At 51.2% G+C, this 16,447-nt stretch carries 15 protein-coding genes and 1 pseudogene; all 16 read right to left on the minus strand.

All coding sequences use genetic code 11. The features are described from left to right. Window positions 1–6: 6 nt before the first annotated feature. The gene (locus NDI45_RS20970) at window positions 7–996 is read right to left on the minus strand and encodes a carbohydrate kinase (protein ID WP_348248583.1); all 990 of its coding nucleotides are present in this window, start codon (window positions 994–996) and stop codon (window positions 7–9) included. Window position 997: 1 nt separating this feature from the next. After that, entirely contained in the window at window positions 998–1,420 is a 423-nt protein-coding gene (locus NDI45_RS20975; protein ID WP_242067286.1) for a DUF4168 domain-containing protein, read from the minus strand. Window positions 1,421–1,545: 125 nt separating this feature from the next. Then, on the minus strand, window positions 1,546–2,355 hold the full coding sequence (locus tag NDI45_RS20980) for an inositol monophosphatase family protein (RefSeq protein ID WP_348248584.1): 810 nt from the start codon (window positions 2,353–2,355) through the stop codon (window positions 1,546–1,548). Further along, the gene (locus NDI45_RS20985) at window positions 2,352–3,785 is read right to left on the minus strand and encodes a BCD family MFS transporter (protein WP_348248585.1); all 1,434 of its coding nucleotides are present in this window, start codon (window positions 3,783–3,785) and stop codon (window positions 2,352–2,354) included. Before NDI45_RS20985 ends, NDI45_RS20980 begins: the two co-directional genes overlap by 4 nt. Window positions 3,786–3,978: 193 nt before the next feature. Next, window positions 3,979–4,275 (minus strand): hypothetical protein, encoded by a 297-nt coding sequence (locus NDI45_RS20990; RefSeq protein ID WP_190791577.1) that lies wholly within the window; start codon window positions 4,273–4,275, stop codon window positions 3,979–3,981. 161 nt (window positions 4,276–4,436) lie between these two features. Next, window positions 4,437–5,237: a pyrroline-5-carboxylate reductase gene (proC, locus tag NDI45_RS20995; protein WP_348248586.1), complete on the minus strand. Its 801-nt coding sequence runs from the start codon at window positions 5,235–5,237 to the stop codon at window positions 4,437–4,439. Window positions 5,238–5,325: 88 nt separating this feature from the next. Next, the gene (locus tag NDI45_RS21000) at window positions 5,326–5,904 is read right to left on the minus strand and encodes a cell division protein SepF (RefSeq protein WP_190791579.1); all 579 of its coding nucleotides are present in this window, start codon (window positions 5,902–5,904) and stop codon (window positions 5,326–5,328) included. Between the two features lie 1,302 nt (window positions 5,905–7,206). Continuing rightward, a complete protein-coding gene (locus NDI45_RS21005) occupies window positions 7,207–7,908 on the minus strand; it encodes a YggS family pyridoxal phosphate-dependent enzyme (protein WP_190789719.1) in 702 nt (233 codons plus the stop codon). 17 nt (window positions 7,909–7,925) lie between these two features. Further along, complete coding sequence (gene pipX / locus NDI45_RS21010; protein ID WP_190789720.1) at window positions 7,926–8,195, minus strand: transcriptional coactivator PipX; 270 nt, start codon at window positions 8,193–8,195, stop codon at window positions 7,926–7,928. Between the two features lie 309 nt (window positions 8,196–8,504). Next, window positions 8,505–9,434 (minus strand): CbiQ family ECF transporter T component, encoded by a 930-nt coding sequence (locus NDI45_RS21015; RefSeq protein WP_348248587.1) that lies wholly within the window; start codon window positions 9,432–9,434, stop codon window positions 8,505–8,507. 27 nt (window positions 9,435–9,461) lie between these two features. Next, complete coding sequence (gene der / locus NDI45_RS21020; RefSeq protein WP_190789717.1) at window positions 9,462–10,823, minus strand: ribosome biogenesis GTPase Der; 1,362 nt, start codon at window positions 10,821–10,823, stop codon at window positions 9,462–9,464. 86 nt (window positions 10,824–10,909) lie between these two features. Further along, window positions 10,910–11,623 carry a DnaJ domain-containing protein gene (locus NDI45_RS21025; protein WP_348248588.1) on the minus strand — a complete coding sequence of 238 codons (714 nt, stop codon included), beginning with the start codon at window positions 11,621–11,623 and terminating at the stop codon, window positions 10,910–10,912. Between the two features lie 107 nt (window positions 11,624–11,730). Next, window positions 11,731–12,693 (minus strand): cysteine synthase A, encoded by a 963-nt coding sequence (gene cysK / locus NDI45_RS21030; RefSeq protein WP_348248589.1) that lies wholly within the window; start codon window positions 12,691–12,693, stop codon window positions 11,731–11,733. Between the two features lie 152 nt (window positions 12,694–12,845). Then, window positions 12,846–13,283 (minus strand): Rrf2 family transcriptional regulator, encoded by a 438-nt coding sequence (locus tag NDI45_RS21035; RefSeq protein WP_348248590.1) that lies wholly within the window; start codon window positions 13,281–13,283, stop codon window positions 12,846–12,848. A 316-nt stretch (window positions 13,284–13,599) separates the two neighbouring features. Next, a complete protein-coding gene (locus tag NDI45_RS21040) occupies window positions 13,600–15,390 on the minus strand; it encodes an iron uptake porin (protein WP_348248591.1) in 1,791 nt (596 codons plus the stop codon). A 944-nt stretch (window positions 15,391–16,334) separates the two neighbouring features. Then, window positions 16,335–16,447: pseudogene (locus NDI45_RS21045) on the minus strand (photosystem II D2 protein (photosystem q(a) protein)); the annotation flags it as partial.

The following is a 16,447-nucleotide window of genomic DNA, read 5'->3' on the forward strand; positions in this document are numbered from 1 at the left end:
TGAATTTTAGGAAAGACCATTTCTCATGAGATACAGGAAAGCTTCTACTTCTTCGGCTTGTGGCTGAGCCTCGATCGCCCCAGCTCTGATGGTGGTGAGTGAACCAACTGCACTGGCGTAGCGAACGATTTGATGCGCTCGATCGGGGTCAGCTAACGCCTCCATACCCTGAACGCAAAGCTGATGCACCAGTCCTGCCACAAAGCCATCCCCGGCTCCGGTGGTTTCTTCAACTTCGACTGAAAAAGCAGGAACCTGTTCCACATTGCCGCTGAACCAATATTCGCATCCCGCTTCGCCTGCGGTGATTAATACGCCCTTGAGGTGGGGAAAGCGTTCAGCAACGATCGCCGCACGGTCTGTATTCAAAAGCCATTCCGCTTCTTCGATCGAAAGCTTGAGCAGATCTGCCTGCCGCATCACATCCAAAATTAGCAATTTCGCAGCAGCGTGATCCTGCCAGAACACAGGTCGCCAGTTGACATCTAGCACTATGTGAACGGATTGCGCTTTTGCTAAAGCAATCGCTCGTTCAAAGGCAGCGCGGCTTTCAGGATAGGCAAATCCGATCGTACCGCACACGAGAAACTGAGCCCCTTCAAATAAGTCGATTGGCAATAATTCTGCTTTCAGCCGCGTATCGGCAAAGTCTGTCGTTTCTCCACCCCGAAATCCAGCAAAGGTTCGGTCGCCCGTGTTCGATCGCAGGACATCGATTTGTCGGGTGGGAGCCGTCGCGTGTCGCTGAATTCCTCGCAGATCGACGCCGATTTGCTCCAGAATTTCTACAAGCTGTTCGCCCGGGACGTCTTCTCCAATGCAGGCAATTAGCGCAGCAGGCGTTCCCAGCTTCACCAGCCCACAGGCAACGTTAGCGGGCGCACCCCCTGCATAGGAAGTCCAGGATTTCACCGCGTTCACAGAATCTGCCGGATGATCGGCAATACAGTCCCACAGCATTTCGCCCAAACAAAGCACTTGTGGCGCATTGGTCATCTTAATTCGCTGCCTCCTGAAGCTGAACCGCAACCCGATCGCCAAATTCCGGGTCGAGGTTGGCAAGCCGCAATAGCTGGAGATATTCCTGCAGCGTCAGTCCGGCTGCGTCGATTTTGCTTACGGCATCAGCAGCAATTTCGCGCTGCATTTGAAGCGATTCGCCATTGGTTTCTACACCCTGAAGTTCGTCCTCTCGCTGCTCGATCAGCGTTGTCACCTGCAAATATGCCTGCACAAACTGATTCAGCTTCTCGCTCGAAATATTTTCCACCCCAGAAGGCGATCGATTCGTCGGAGCAGTCACCTCGGTTAGAGCAGGCAAGTCCTGACTCCAGGCAGCCATCGGGTAACTTAGCCACAGCAGGGCGATCGTCGTTAGATTCAAAACCAGATTTGCAAGATAAGGCAGCCAGCGTTTCATGGTTTTCCCAGAAATTTCCCCAGAAATTTTCCCAAAAGGGTGTAAGAAGTCGCAGAGGTTTTACATTGCCCGCTAAGACCTCTGAGGAAAGCGGTTTGGCTAAGCAATCGTGATTCAAACATCCGCTATGAATCCTTGCTTAAAAACTGCACGAGCGGCAGAAAAACCAGCTTTAAGTCGGATCGGCTGACAACCAGCGTGGGATAGGATTGCTGGCTGTAGTCCTGCCCTACCCGAAGCGGGAAGATCGGAGCAGACTGAAGCGGAACCCACACGCCACCCGCTGCCTGAACGATCGCCCATACTGCGGCAATATCCCAGATTTTAGGAGTCGCTTCCACGCCGCCCAGCGTCACTCCGGTGGCAACGGTGAGCAGATTATAGCTTGCGACGCCCAACATGCGAATTTTGCAGGGCATGGGCTGTTGCAGCACCGCTGTACTGCGGGCACAGAGGCTAAAGAACTGATTCCCAGACGGATCGGCTGCGCTGGCATGAATCGGCTGATGGTTCAAATAGGCTCCCGCTGGACCCGTCAGTCCCGAATCGCCATACCAGAACCCGTGAAACGCATCGCGCAGCGTCGGGACATAAACGTGCCCAAAGACGGGCGTGCCTTTGTAGAGCAAACCGAGCGAGATCGCCCAAAGGGGAATGCCGCGTGTGAAGTTCGTTGTGCCATCGATCGGGTCAATCACCCAGCACCAATCCCGATCCGGCAACCGATGCTCAACTTCTTCGCTCAAAACGCCATGATCAGGAAAAGCTTGCTGAAGTGCCTCTCTCAGTGCCTTATCTGCCCAACGATCGGCTTGCGTCACCAAACTGCCGTCGCTTTTTTCCTGTGCCCCGATCCGCCCGAAATCCTGCAACAGCTTTGATCCAATTTCTGCCGTGGTCGCTTCAGCAATGGCGACAATCTGTTCCCAGTTCATGAATCCAGCTCCGTTTCCAGCACCCGCGCAACCGCCGATCGCGCTTCGGTTTGAAATTCTTTCACGTCCACTCGGTTCAGGAGAACGATTGCCACGCCCATTCCCAGCACAGGCATGAGAAACACCAATCCGTACGCCAGCATCGGTACACCAAACAGCGATCGTCCGATGTCGAGCACAGCTCCACCTGCCACCGTTGCCGTCGCTCTGGCAAGTGCCTGCGACAGCCCCCAGGCTCCGATAAAGGTTCCCGCCGTTTCCGCCGCTGTCAGATCCAGCATCAGGCTCAGCGCGCCCGTCGTCGTGATCCCTGAAGCCAATCCAAACAGCAGTAGCGTTCCCTTGAGCATTCCGGGGTTAGCTGTGAAGCCCGCCAGAATAAGGAGCACAAACGAAGCTGCCACCAGTCCACAGCCAATCCGCGTTGTTTGCTGTTTCCCCAAGCGGGGCACGATGAAAAATCCGGTCAGGCTCAGCCCAAACAGCGTTCCCAGTCCCCAAAAAGCGTTGAGCTGCGTGGTCTGGGCGATCGACATCCCAAACACTTCCCCCCCATAAGGCTCCAGCACAGGTTCCTGAAAGAACAGGCTGAGGGTCATCATCAGCAAAAACACAAAAAATAGCCCGGTCTGACGGCTGGCAGTTAACACCTTGAGGGCACGTCCCAGCGTAATCTGATCTTCGCGATCGACCATTGCCGATCGAATTCCATAGCGGGAATACTTGCGTTCCACACCCACCGTCGCCACCACTGCCAGTCCCACTACGATCGCAGGCACTACCAAAAAAATACGATTGATTGCCGCCTGCACTACATCAAGCGGCGTGTCTAGATCGATCGTCCGCAGCAGCCGCGCCGTAATAATCGCCCCGATGATAATGCCTACCATCAGCATCGACCAGACCACACCGACCAGCTTCGATCGGTTATCTTCGTCTGAGATATCGACTAGCAGTGCGGCAAAGGGCGTTGAACTAAAGCTAATCGCCACCCCGTACAGCGCAAACACCAGAGCCAGCAGCCCGACCCAGGCGATCGTCATTCCACTCCAGCCCACCGCCTGAAGACTCGCTCCTAATTGCCAGACTACCTGCACCGCCAGAAACGAAGCGATCGCAAACAGAGTTGCCCCAATCCAGACATAGCCCGTTCGATGATACCCCCCGATCGGCTTGGCATCCGACATCTGCCCAAACAGCACCCGCACCGGAGACACAAACTGATTCATTGCGATTGTCCCCGCCACAATCGTCGCCGGAATCGCCAGCTCTTTGATCATGACCCGGTTCAGCACCCCCAGCGTCAGCAGAGACATGATCCCCAGCCCCATCTGAAATAAGCCCAGCCGAAACATCGTCAGCAGGCTTAACCTCGGCAGCGATCGCGGGCTAGCAAAGGACGAATCACCAGAAAACTTATCGAATGCCATAGCGTTACAGAAGAACGAGGAACAGGAGAACAATGGTCAGGAAAAACGGTCAAGATATTGCAGTGAATCTTGACCTGCTCTATCTCTATTTAACGATAAGCCCCCACCTCGTTACCCCGCCCAAAATCCAGCCACTCTTCACACTCCTACACCTACCCGCGACACTCCCTCACCTATTACCCATCCACCCCCTCTAGCTGCTATACCTCGCCCATCGAATAAACGCTGTCACGACATACAGCACGATCGCCGAACCCACGATCGCCGGAATAATCAAAACCCCCTCAATCTGCCAGTAAAGAAAGTCAAAATTAATTCCAAACTGCTGCCGCAGCAGCGCAAATCCACGCTCTCCCAGCCAAACCCCAGCCAACCCAACCAAGATCAGCCCTGCTAACCCACCTGGAATCCGTCGGGGAAGCAGCAGATCTGCCGCTGCCGCACAGCCGATCGCAATGATCAGCTTGATGAGCAAATGCAAAATGTCCATCGCTTGTTCCTCTGCATCAACAGCATATTTGCCAAACACACAAATCAAAGCAGGTCAACCGTAAGCGAGGGAACCCGCTATTTTCTTTTTCGCTGATGCAGCAGAAGTTGTACAGAGGGCGATCGATAAAATTACACAAATCGGGAATTCAAGCAGCTCAATTACTGCCCTAACTCTTGCGATCGGCGACAGGCAGCCCGCACCGCCTCAATCAAAGCCGAACGAATGCCCGCCTGTTCAAGCTGAGCAATACCCGCGATCGTCGTACCGCCCGGACTAGTGACCTGATCCTTCAGTTCTGCCGGATGCATCCCTGTGGTTTGCAGGAGCTCTGTTGTTCCGCGTACGGTTTGAATTGCCAGCTGAGTCGCGATCGATCGCGGCAACCCGACCGCAACGCCTCCGTCAATCAAAGCTTCAATCATCACCGCCACATAGCCCGGACCCGATCCAGACAATCCCGTTACGGCATCCATTAGCGACTCTGGCACTTCTACGACTTCGCCGACTGCAGCAAAAATTTGTCTGGCTTGCTGAAGGTGAGCGGGCTGGGTATGTTCTCCACCAGCGATCGCCGTCATGCCCATGCCCACCGTTGCAGGGGTGTTCGGCATGGCACGAATCACAGGCTGCCCAGGAAAGGCAGTTTCCAGACGGGTAAGCGGAACCCCTGCCAGAATCGACAAAATCACCTGTGGCTGCGGCGACGGCTTCAGGCTAGCGGTAACGGTTTCAAATACTTGGGGCTTGATTGCCAGCAGAATGATCGAGGCAGCATCGACGATCGACTGATTGTCGGCAGTTACCCCCACACCATACTTTGTTTGAAGAAACTCGCGACGCTGCGGCTGCGGTTCACTCACCAGCACTGCGGAGGGCTGATAAAGTTTTTGCACTAAAAGACGGGATAACAAGGCTTCCCCCATTACCCCGCCGCCAATAATACCAAATTGAACAGACAATTGAATGCCTCTAACGTTTATAACAGGTCAGAAAAATTATCCCACCTTCTCTCGTCTGGCTAAATACCGTCTGTTGCAACAGTGGAACCTATGCCATGCGAACCTGCTCAGTCGTCCAAGCAGGCGTGGGAGCCATCGGGCGGGCAGCGCGAGGTTGAGGCATTCCTCCGGTCAGGTCATTCGTGCCGCCGACCTGCGTGCTCACCTGAACACAATTCGGCGTAAACAGAAAAATGCTTTCGCCAATTCGCTCTTGATGACCGTCGATCGCGTAGGTTCCGCCTGCAACAAAATCGACTGCCCGCTGTGCCTGATCGGGGTCCATGATCGCCAGATTCAGCACCACCGATTTGCGCTCGCGCAGTGCCCGAATTGCCTGAGGCATTTCCTCAAACGTGCGCGGCTCCATTACCACTACCTCAGACATTCCGTTCGTTGCACCGGGCATTCCAATCACGTTACTCATGGCAGAACTAACTCCTTCATTAGATAGACGTTCACGAATTCGCCGCCGTCTCGGTTCTTCTTCCTGGACAGGCTGAGGATGCTCTTCCTGATAGAGGTTACGGTATTCTTCGCCTTCTACCTCGGTGTACTCATAGTCATACTCATCACTCGGCTCATTCAACCCTACAAAATCCTTCAGCTTTGCGAAGATGCTATTCACTGTCCACTCTCCATCACAACTAGAGTTTTAGCTTAAAAAAGGGCAAAAATTTAAGTTGCCTTATTAAGAACTTGAACAATCGAGCCCCAGACTACTCACAGAAAAAACTAATTTAGTTAACGCCACTCACAGCCCAATGAATGACAAATCAAAATAATAAGTGACAGGAAGTATTAACCTTAATGAAAACTTGCTAGCGAATCAGCTTCTTGGAATTTCTCAATTGACTTTACCTAGCAATTCTCATTCACCTAAGCCACCTTTTTATCCAATTTGAGTCAACAGTATAACCTAATTTTTGAAGCTAGCTGCCAAATTCCAGGGAAGCAAAACCTGATTGAACCTTATTCATACTACTTTGCTAGAAACAACTAACCATACGCTTCAGCATAAGTCAATGAATTTCAATGAATTTCTTGGGGTTGAACTTGAGAACGTTTTCAGGTGACTGGCTCAGGTCAAGAGCAATCAGAAACTTGATTATATTTATCACAAATATTGCCCGGCTAGAATACTGAATGAAGTGATTCATCAAACCATATAAGAAGTAAGCAATTGGACATCATTGAACGTCAGAAGGCTTGGAGAGCAAGGTTATTTTCCTAGGAGGGCAAAACCTGATCCTTAACTTGTCCCAATCGTAAATTAGAACCGCTTGCTTACAGATGACGACACTTTCAGTAAATTGCTAAATCAATCGGGATAAATCCCGGATTCGCTTGTTGCTAAGCAAGGTTCAATATAAAACATTTGACCGCCAAATCAAATCCTCGAAATCAAAAGGAATTCTTAAGAAGCCTCAGAGATCTAGAACAAACGGTGAGTGATCAGCAATTGCCCATTGTTAGTGAACTGCCAGTATCGATCACAAATCATCGCACTTACAGTCCGGCTTTTGTTAAAACTCCTGTTCAAACGATCGCCTCGCAGTTCTCCCGGGGGAGACGGCTAGACAACCTTCACCGACCACTTCAAATTGACCCCAGATCACTAACTAACACCATCTATCTATTACCATTCATAGCGTTCTCTTGCTTTTTTAGCCTGCTTGGTACTCCACCCGTAGAGTTTAGCCTATTTTGACTCAAACGATCACGGAGTTGGAAAAATTTATTAGCCAAAGCCAAGGAGCCGTCTTTTTTAGCCGTTAAACTCAGCACTCAAGCCTACAGGAGAGAGCCAAGCCGTCGAATGCCACCGAATCGAGAAATATAATACTCTGTTCCGCCCGATAGACTGCACTCCTCCGATAAATCTTAAACTCTGGTAAAGATAACATCCTACTCTAGGTGGGAACCGCAATCAGATTGATGCAGAAGGCTCCGTTTTCGTCTGAGATGCTCGATCGCCAAATAGGGTTTTTCCCAATCGGATCATGGTTGATCCCGCCTGAATTGCCAGAGGGTAATCGTCCGACATCCCCATCGACAGTTCCTTCATTTGCAGGTGAGACCAGCCTTGCTGCCTGATTCGCTCTGCCAGTTCACGAGCGCGATCGAAGACTGCCTGGGTTTCGGCGGCCTGCAGCCCATAAGGCGGAATGACCATTAGCCCCTGAATCTCCAGGTGACGGCACTGATCAAGCTGAGGCAGGTCTGCCAACAATTCTGAAACAGTCCAGCCAAATTTGCTGGGATCAGGCAGCAGCTTGACTTGCAGACAAACTTTAGGCAGCACAGCCTGTTGTTCTGCCGCAAGCTGATCAAGCCGCTGAGCCAGCTTCAAACTATCGATCGAATGAATCCACTGAAACTGCTGTAGCGCTTTGGCAGCTTTATTAGCTTGGAGATGTCCAATTAAATGCCAGGTCACGCCGGGCAAATCCTGAAGGGCTGCCTTTTTGGATGCGGCTTCCTGAATCCGGCTTTCTCCAAAATCTCGCACCCCTGCTTCATACGCCTGCCGGATTGCAGCGATCGAAACCTGCTTTGTCACGGCAATCAATCGAACGTTTGCAGGAAGGGTCTGACGAATCTCGGTAAGCCGAGCTGCAATAGAGTTCACGGGTGGATTAGAAGACACTATTGAAACGTTTGTTGATGAATAGCTTGCACTTTGCTGTGTTCGCCGGATTGTCCTGTTCGGCGCAGTTCGCGCAGTCGTCCTTCTACTAAAATTCGGGCATCGCTCCGACCAAGCGGCTCAAATTGAATGCCCTGAGCTGTAGTGGCAACCAGAAAAAATAGACGTTGGGCATAAAGCGTTGAAAACAGTTCCCGATTGTCATCAATTACACAGATGCGAAACAGCAAGCCGAAGGTTGGATGATTCAAGTAAGTTTCACTGCTCATCCGATTTTCAAAAGATTGGGAACTGGCAGAATCGGGCATTGCTGTATAGGATTTAGCAGATAAACAGGAAGTCTACAAAATACAAAAGAAAATGCAAAAGTTGGCAAGGTGAATACTACCCTTTACAGAAAAGAGCTTCCAACATTTATTCATTAACTTTATGTGAAAATGTGCTATCCCGCTACAGCAATCCAGTCCTTCTTCTGGATAAATTTCTATCCCTCAAGCTGTAGAGGCAGGGCTCTGCTTCAAGGTTTTAACCCTAAATAAGAGTGAAAAAATAAAAGGAATGAACAACAGTAAAAACGGCTAACTGCCGATCGCAAATCGAGCAATCCAGAACACGACAATGCCACCCAGGGCGAGCCAGTCTAAACTGCCCAGCTTAAACTGATGCCACTGCACCTGATGGCGATCGGGCGAAGTAAACCCCCGCACCTGCATCGCACTGGCAATTTGTTCGGCACGAACCAGCAAGTTATCTACCAGCTTTTCGGCAACCGTCGTCCAAACCTGAGTCGAACCCCGAAAACCGAGCTTTTTCCAATTAATGGCTCTGGTTCGAATCGATCGCACCAGGTTTTGCACTTCCTCCAGCACCAGCGGAATAAACCGCAGTGAGAGCGTCAGCGTCAGCACAATTTCAGTAACAGGGACATTAAAGCGACGCAAGGGCTGCATCAAATCTTCCAGTCCCGCTGTAATCTCTTCCGGCGCAGTAGTCAGCAGATAAAGATTCGTACTGTAAATCAGGACAAACATAAACGTCCCAACGCGCACCGCCAGTTCAACCGATCGTCGCGTCACGCGAATATTGCCCCGCTCAAACAGCACATACCGATAATCGGTCGGCTGAGGCAGCGGATCGACGCGAGGAGCAGTCTGGGCAGCACTAGAAGCCGCATTGCCCGCAGGCTGAGTCAGTCCATCAGCAGGCAACCGATTTTGATTGGGAACGGTCAACCCGTCGGGCGCAAATAACGTTACTGCAAACAGCAGCACACTAAAAAACAGCACTAGTCCAATTTGCCGCTTCCAGACGCGAAAGGGCAGCCGGGTTGCCAGCGTAAACAGCAGCAGCCAACCTACCAGCGAAAGCCGCCACCATGGGTTTGCCGAGATCGGCGTCAGCATGAGAGTGAGCAGCCAGCCTAGCTTAACTCTGGCATCAATGCGGTGAAGCCAGGTGATCGGCTGTTCCAGATAGAGTCCGATGGGCAGCGATCGAAGTAAATCCATAGCTTCAGCTTTGCGTTCAGGAAATCGTTAAACTCTCGTAGCTCGGTTCGCCGTGTTCCGCTCGACTTCTCGCACCTTCTTACCGCGCCAAAACAGCCGAATCGGAGAGCCTGTAAAGCCCAACTGCTGCCGAAACTGCCGTTCAACATAGCGGCGATAGTTTTCATTAAACAGCTTAGGGTCATTGACAAATAGGGCGATCGAGGGCGGTTGGCTACTCACCTGCGTGCCGTAATAAATTCTGCCCTGTTTGCCCTGGCGCGTGGTCGGAGGGGTATGCCAACGCAGTGCTTCTTCTAGCACTTCGTTAATCACAGACGTACTGACCCGCCGCTGGTGCTGCTCGGCTGCGGTATTCACCAGCTCTAAAATTTTCTCTACGCGCTGTCCGCTCTGGGCACTAACGAAGATTATTTCTGCCCACTCCAGAAAGTGCAGCCGCTCTTTAATTTGCCGATCGTATTCATAGATCGTGTGGGAATCTTTTTCGATCGCGTCCCATTTGTTCACCACCAGAATGCAGGCGCGTCCTTCTTCTTCGATCCGTCCAGCGAGCTTCTGATCTTGCTCGGTCACACCGTCCAGCGCATCAATCACGAGCAGCACGACATCTGCCCGTCGAATCGCTTTGAACGATCGGTTAATCCCAAAAAATTCAGGACCGTAATCAACGTTCTTCTTTTTACGAATGCCTGCGGTGTCAATCAAGCGATAGCGTTTTCCGCCCCGCTCTACAACCATATCGATCGCATCCCGCGTTGTGCCAGAGATCGGACTGACAATTGCCCGATTTTCACCCACAAACGCATTCAGCAAACTCGACTTGCCCACATTTGGACGACCAACGATCGCCACCCGGATTTCTGCTTCCTCTTCCAGTTCATCCTTCGGAGGCAAATAGGGCAGCAAGCTATCCAGCAGTTCGCCCGTGCCGTTGCCATGAATGCCCGATACCGGAAAGGGTTCGCCCAGCCCCAATGCCCAAAACTCTGCCGCCTGTGCCAGCCCTTGTTCGACTGACTCACATTTATTCACCGTCAGCAAAACCGGAACCGACTGCTGCCGCAACCAGTCCGCGATCGACTCATCCGCCGCAGTTAAGCCCGCTTGTCCATCGACTACAAAAATGGCAGCACTGGCTTCGGTCAGGGCAGCTTCTGCCTGTTCCCGAATCAGCGGCAGAAATTCAGTGTCATCGTCAAACACGAGTCCGCCCGTATCTACCACCAGAAATTCACGATCGTTCCAAAAGGCAGGGCGATAGGTCCGATCACGGGTTACGCCAGGTTCATCATGGACGATCGCATCCATCGCGCCCGTCAGACGGTTCACGATCGTTGATTTGCCCACATTTGGGCGACCAATCACAGCAACAACAGGTAAGGGCATGGCAAGGGTGCGGGCGGTTAACCCGAAGAATCCAAAACTCCATTGTAACGAGATTGCTAGGGTAACGAGAGGTCGAGTTTTCCGTCTCAGCGAGTCACTTCTCGAACCGCCGTCTGTGCCTCTCGCTTTAGCCCTTTTGCAATCCGAAATAGCTCCTGCCCAGTGTGCAGATAGTGGTCGTCATAGCTGGAGATAAATCGCTCCAGTTCGTCTAGACCGTCTCCCACCTGATTGAGGCAGTAATAAAGGTGGGCTGCTACCCCTGCCACATTAGGCGGATTCGGCAGAGAACGAAACAATCGCTGTGCCTGCTGCAATTCTTGGCGGCAGTTCTCCAGATAATCCTGAAATTCCTCCAGCAATTCATCATCAAACGGATCGGCTGCCAGGTCATCAATCTGATCCTGAAGCGAACTCAAAATCCGATTCAGCATCCGGTTCACAGGCTGATAAACCCGCTTGAGCCAAAGTTGCAGTTCAGCATCGCTATCTCGTCCGGTCTGTCGCTTCTGATACTCCCGTTGAGCAGCAGCAGCCCGCTGTTGCCGTTGAGTCTCAGCATGGGGATCAAAATGAACTGCCTGCCTATAGGAAAGGTGCCGATCGTAAGACTGCCGCTGGCGGGGATCGCTCAACACTTCGTAGGCGGCGTTAATTTTAGCGATCCGATCGTGCCCTGAAGCATCAGGATTCGTATCGGGATGAAATTGTTTTGCCAGCCGACGATAAGCTTGCTTAATTTCTGCCTGACTTGCCAAGGGGCTCAGCTCAAGCGTGTCGTAGTGATTAACCTCTGCCATATCCTCATTTTATCGATTCGCTGCACCCCGTTAACGCTTCCCGAGGAACGATTCCCCCTTCAGAAAGCGGCAGCAATCAATTCAGACACAGGGCAGATGTTTTTGTTTTACCCCACCTTCCCAGCCGCAGCGAGTTCCGGGTCCTGGAAGAGGGGAGTACTAAGATAGCGTTCGCCAAAGCTGGGCTGTACCATCACAATCAGCTTGCCTGCGTTCTCAGGACGACAGCCAATTTTAATCGCTGCAGCAAGGGCTGCCCCACTAGAAATGCCTGACAAAAGCCCTTCTTCTCTTGCCATTCGCCGTCCATAGGCGATCGCTTCCTCATCGCCGATTGTGATAACTTCATCAATCAGGTCTGTCCGAAGCACTTGGGGAATAAAGCCTGCACCAATCCCCTGAATTTTATGGGGACCCGGTCTGCCGCCTGAGAGAATAGGACTATTCTGTGGCTCTACGGCGATCGTCTGAAACGAAGGCTTCTTCTGCTTCAGCACTTCCGAAACCCCAGTAATCGTTCCTCCAGTTCCTACCCCTGCAACCAAAAAATCAACTCGCCCGTCCGTGTCTTCCCAAATCTCCAGTGCAGTCGTATTGCGATGAATTTCTGGGTTTGCCGGATTGCTAAACTGTTGCAGCATGTAAGCATCTGGCATCGAATGAACGATTTGCTGGGCCCGCTGAATACAGCCTGCCATGCCCTCAATTCCTGGAGTTAACTCCAGCTCTGCCCCGTATGCCCGCAGCATTGCTCGTCGCTCCGAGCTCATCGTCTCCGGCATAGTCAGGATCAGCCGATACCCTTTTGCAGCGGCTGCCATTGCCAGCGCGATTCCAGTATTGCCTGAGGTCGGCTCCACTAAAACCGTTTTCCCCGGCTTAATTAAATTCTCCCGCTCTGCCGCCTCGATCATGCTAATGCCAATGCGATCTTTAACTGAGGCAGAAGGGTTCATTCCCTCCAGTTTCACCACAATTTGCGCAACACAGCCCTCATCCTGCGGAATGCGGTTTAACTGAACCAGCGGAGTCCGACCAATCAACTCTGTAATATTCTTAGCGATACGCATAAATTTCGTGGGATAGCAACGGTAGGAGCGAAAAACCAGAAACATGCCCAGTAGCTGCTAAAGCTAGCATGCTCTATTCACAGCTTGAGTTATCGATTGCTTTATCATCAACTCGCCTTAAACCCGGACAACCAGAAGTTAGCAGACATTAACTAGATATAGTACATAAAGTCAAGCTGCCGCCTAGAGTCTCGTTTTTCGGCAATGTCCTGTAGAGTGTACTTTTGCAGCACAGCATAAGCTGCTTGACCTGCTTCATGCCAAACTTCTCGAATCACCATTCCTTCAACAGATTTAGGCTCACGGGTTAACTCAGCATCATGAGTATCAATTCCTTCGATACAGTTCACAACCTCAAGTAAAGTAATCTTCCAAGGCTCACGCGCAAGCAGATATCCTCCTCGTGCGCCTCGCTGACTGCGAACCAAATTTGCACGTCTTAAAACCGCTAGAAGCTGCTCTAGATAGCGATCGGGGATATTCTGCTCAGCAGCAATCTGTCGAATTTGAAGCGGTTCACCGCTGCTGTAGTGTGCAGCAAGCTCCAGAAGTGCCAACAGGGCATATTCACTTTTACAAGAGAGTTCCACGGCAAACATTGAGAGGGGTTCCTCTCCAGTATATCCCGGTTCTCCAGTCGGGTTTGTAGAGTTAGAGGAAACGCCCCAATTAATTTAGCAATCGCTTGATATAGAGCGATCGCAGAACACTCATCTTCTGAAGCTGCGCCGCAGTTCCGTAAAGGCCTTATTAGGAAGAACGCACAAGATGTTAATGAAATAGCCTCTACAAAATTGCTCCCAAATTAAAAAGCCCAAGCCTCGTTAAGAAGCTTGAGCCGATCAATTTAGAGTAGGGACAGGAAAGAAATTTTGCTATCTCCGTCTCAGTCCCGTCACTCGCAATCTAGAAGGTGAACGTGGTTCTAACAACCCCTGCGATCGAATCGCTGTTGTCATCATCGTTACCCGGGTTGGTCAACCAAACGATACCGGGCGTGATCGCAATGTTGCTGTTGAGACGGAAGCGATAGAAGCCTTCCACAGCAAACGGAGTATCCTGATTGCGAACATCCGACAGAGTTCCGAAAGTACCGTCTCCGAAACCTCCTGCATAAAGGGGTGCACCAGCCAGAATACCCAGCAGGTTGCCGCGACCGCCCAAGTCGCGAATTGCCAGAGTGCCCTGGTAGCTCCACACATCATAATCACCGCGATTGATAGCGCGAATCGGCGCATAGGCAACACCGCCGCCCAGTTCAAAGTCACCAAACTTGAAGTTAACCTGTGCTCCGTAGACGTTTGCCACTTCAGGACGGTCTGCATTGAGGAAGCCGAAACCTTCACCCAAGTAGGTGTTGGCATACATCAAACCCAGGTCAACGAAATCGCTCAGGAAGGTCAGCTGACCCATGAAAGAGCCATCGCCGTTGAACAGACCTGCACCGGATTCAGAATCTTCAGCTTCGTCAGCCGCGTAGCTCAAATCCAAGGACAAGTTCTCACTCAGTTCAAAGAACAAGCCAAGACCTGTACCACCTGTGACCAGAGCGTACTGGCGCGGTGCACCAAAGTTGGTCAACGAACCAGAACCACTGCTATCAAATGGGCTGATCGTGCTGGTTACATAGTCAGAGTCACTGGTTGCGTTAGCGCCTAACAGCACCGTAAGGCGATCGCCCAGCGGAAACTGATAGAACAACTGGTTCAGCACGATGTCATTGTCTTCACCTTCTGTACCACTACCAAACGACCAGTTTAAGTCGCCTAGACCAGCCTGAAGGGAATCGTAGCTTGAGAAGTCACGAGCTTGCAGACGAGTCCGCAGCAAGTCTTCGCCTGTAAAACTAGTATCAAAGTTCAAGCGAACTCGATAACCAGCATTTGCCTGATCATCGAACTCTTCATCGTCGTAGTCGATGGGCACAGCAGCCGCAAAGATAACTTCACCGTTCAGCTTTGTCGTGGTCGAGAACTGATTTGCTTCCAGCTCAGAAGTACGCGATTCCAGCGCATCCACGCGACCACGAAGGGTAGACAGCTCAGCCTGGAACTCGTCCTGCAGGCGACGCAGGGTTGCCAGGTCTTCCTTAGTTGCGAGGTCAGCCGTACTGGAGGCAATTAACTCGCTGATGCGATCCAGACAGGCGTTTAAACCAGCAGCAAACTCAAAACGGGTCAGAGCACGCTGACCTCTGTAGGTTCCATCGGGATAACCTGCAATACAGCCGTAACGCTCGACTAGAGACTGGAGAGCCTGGAATGCCCAATCAGTCGGTTGAACATCAGAGAGCTGAGAAATAGACGTAACTTGAGCCTGAGTTGTAGAAACTTCGTTACCGTACTGAACGATCTCATCCAGCGATGCAACACTGGTTTCAGCAGAAGCAGCAACCGGAGCAGCTTGAGCAATCTGGAGAGGTTCAGCAGGAGCAACTTCAGCAACCGGAGTTTCAGCAACCGGAGCAACTTCAGCAGCCGTGGTTTCAGTAACCGAAGCTTCAGCAGTCGGAGCGGCAGCAATAGGAGCCGTCGCATCAATTTGTAGTGTCGTGCTAGCAGCCGAAGCAGTATTCAACAGCGCATCAGCACCAGCCTGGGATTCTGCCGCATAAGCAGAAGACGAAACTAGAAGGGCCGCGCCCAGAAAAGCAGGCGTAGCAACAAGATAGTTCAGCTTTAGAACTTTGGATAGCATTGTTTGAGTCCTCACACCTAAACCTAAAGTGACTTTAGATTCCACACCTATCATTTTGACGTACCCCTCCGTATTAATCACGGCGGATTCTGGGTTCAAGCAGCAATTGCGGACATCGCCCGTTTAACATTACTTCGCCCAATGGACAACGTCTTACCCAACCGAAACATTGGCTTTAGAATCTTACTTCTCGTAAGCCAAACACTGATATCGTATCACGGTTGAATCGATTCAGCTATTCGCCTATTCTCTCTGCTCTTAAACAGCTAGTTCTTAAACAGAGGCGGCACACATCACAACCTTAATGAACGTGAGACTCGTTGCAACCAGATTAAGGTTTGCAAAAATCTCAGACCTAATGTTGCTTTACCCACTAAAGTTAGCTGACCTGATGAATGAATTGAATCTCTCGTGTGACAGTTCGATCGATCGGACAATTCATCTTGCGATTTGCAAACATGTTATCTGCAAACATCAGTGCCGCTAAGGGATAGACAAAGCCCCTGAAAAAAAAGTTCCCAAAAAACTATCCGCTCTCACTAGATAGCAGGTTCAAAATTTCCTTTCGGATCTTTCTCATTGCTGAAAGTGAGAGCGGTGTAGCGGGTCATAGGTTAAAAGCGAACTGCCGGAAGGAACTCCAATCAGTGTGCGCTCTTGAAACTAAGCTTCAGGAAGTTACCTGATTCTTAGAGAACAGCTCCGGCGCGCAGCCAGCTTGTCTTAACCTGATGACCCAGGCGTTTACTACTATCTTGCATGGGCATCACCTCCTTATTCCCTAAACGGTTGTTGAGAAGTTAGAGCTTTAAGCTCGGTGTTACCACCTATCAACTACATTAGCACAGGGAAATCGATTGTGTGAAAATTTCAGCAAAAAGCTCCTACCCGAAGGCAGGAGCTAACTCAACACTTATTCCCTTGATTACCAGATGATTATCGGGTTAGAGAGCGTTACCACGGGGCAGTACCTCTTCGGGGAATACAAATTGTTCGTGCGGCTGATCCTGAGGTGCCATCCAAGCCCGGATGCCCTCGTTCAGCAGAATGTTCTTCG

It is taken from the genome of Leptolyngbya sp. GB1-A1 (genome assembly GCF_039962475.1).
In the GTDB taxonomy this organism is placed as follows: domain Bacteria; phylum Cyanobacteriota; class Cyanobacteriia; order Elainellales; family Elainellaceae; genus Leptolyngbya_A.

Coding starts and splice junctions, on each gene's coding strand:
- NDI45_RS21015 (WP_348248587.1), bottom strand. CDS start 9,434: ATGGATTTACTTCGATCGCTGCCCATCGGACTCTATCTGGAACAGCCG.
- NDI45_RS20975 (WP_242067286.1), bottom strand. CDS start 1,420: ATGAAACGCTGGCTGCCTTATCTTGCAAATCTGGTTTTGAATCTAACG.
- NDI45_RS20970 (WP_348248583.1), bottom strand. CDS start 996: ATGACCAATGCGCCACAAGTGCTTTGTTTGGGCGAAATGCTGTGGGAC.
- der (WP_190789717.1), bottom strand. CDS start 10,823: ATGCCCTTACCTGTTGTTGCTGTGATTGGTCGCCCAAATGTGGGCAAA.
- cysK (WP_348248589.1), bottom strand. CDS start 12,693: ATGCGTATCGCTAAGAATATTACAGAGTTGATTGGTCGGACTCCGCTG.
- NDI45_RS21040 (WP_348248591.1), bottom strand. CDS start 15,390: ATGCTATCCAAAGTTCTAAAGCTGAACTATCTTGTTGCTACGCCTGCT.
- NDI45_RS20985 (WP_348248585.1), bottom strand. CDS start 3,785: ATGGCATTCGATAAGTTTTCTGGTGATTCGTCCTTTGCTAGCCCGCGA.
- NDI45_RS21025 (WP_348248588.1), bottom strand. CDS start 11,623: ATGGCAGAGGTTAATCACTACGACACGCTTGAGCTGAGCCCCTTGGCA.
- NDI45_RS20980 (WP_348248584.1), bottom strand. CDS start 2,355: ATGAACTGGGAACAGATTGTCGCCATTGCTGAAGCGACCACGGCAGAA.
- NDI45_RS20990 (WP_190791577.1), bottom strand. CDS start 4,275: ATGGACATTTTGCATTTGCTCATCAAGCTGATCATTGCGATCGGCTGT.
- pipX (WP_190789720.1), bottom strand. CDS start 8,195: ATGAGCAGTGAAACTTACTTGAATCATCCAACCTTCGGCTTGCTGTTT.